1 pseudogene is annotated in these 900 nt (G+C 59.0%); it reads right to left on the bottom strand.

The window, feature by feature from the left end:
* A pseudogene (locus GIW28_RS30575) lies at positions 1-900 on the bottom strand (type IV secretion protein Rhs); the annotation flags it as partial.

Here is a 900-nt window from a genome sequence, read left to right as displayed (position 1 = left end):
CGTCAAAGCCGATTTCCTGCTGGATCAGGCCGTTGGGGTGGTAAGCGAGTCGGTAGGTTTCGCCCACCTCGTTTTCGATCGAGGTCAGCAGCAGGCGCGGATTGTCGTAGCGGTACTTAACGTGGCTGCCGTCGGCGTTGATTCGGCGGCTGATCAGGTGCAGGCCGTCGGCGTATTCGTAGCGGGTGACGTGGCCTAGTTCGTCGTGTTCGGCGGTGATTTTTCCGTAAGCGTTGTAGCTGTATTCGCGTTTTGCGCCGCCTGGCAATACGACACGAATCAACCGACCCACGCTGTCCCACTGATACAGGGTCAGCGCTCCCTGTTCATCCTCGCGGACAACCTGCCGACCAAGGTCGTCATAGCGATAACGCTTGATACCCCCATTGGGTAGCAACTCCTCAAGCAACTGCCCACGCTCATTCCAAACCAGCCGATGGCAACTGTTATCGGGAAACCAAACCCCCGTCAGCTGCCCATATTTGTTGTAGCTGTAGTCCGTGATATTGCCGTCAGGATCGGTCTTGCGAATGACGTTGCCCTGATCATTGCGCTCATATTTCCAGACGGCGAGCCCACGCCTTACGACCCGTACGAACCCGTTGTCATGCTCGTAGGACGTCGGCTCATCGTCCCCCGGAAACAGCGCCACCAAGCGCCCGGCGTCGTCGTACTGATACGCCGTCACCGCCCCAAGCGGGTCCTGCTCTACGGTCAGCCGGCCCTTGTCGTCATAAGACTTGAAGTGTTCAGCGCCGTCCGGATCAATCCGTTGCACCAGCCGCGCACGGTCATCGTGGACATACACTTCCCGGCTGCCATCAGCGTTATGCACCGTGACACGGCCGTCATCGCCCCAGGCATACCGCGTATCCATCTGCGAAAAGCTGGCCCAATGCC

It is taken from the genome of Pseudomonas sp. PA-5-4B, assembly GCF_021606215.1.
Classification (GTDB): Bacteria; Pseudomonadota; Gammaproteobacteria; order Pseudomonadales; family Pseudomonadaceae; genus Aquipseudomonas; species Aquipseudomonas edaphica.
Note: the sequence above shows the minus strand (reverse complement) of the source record. Positions and strands in the feature narration are given on the sequence as shown.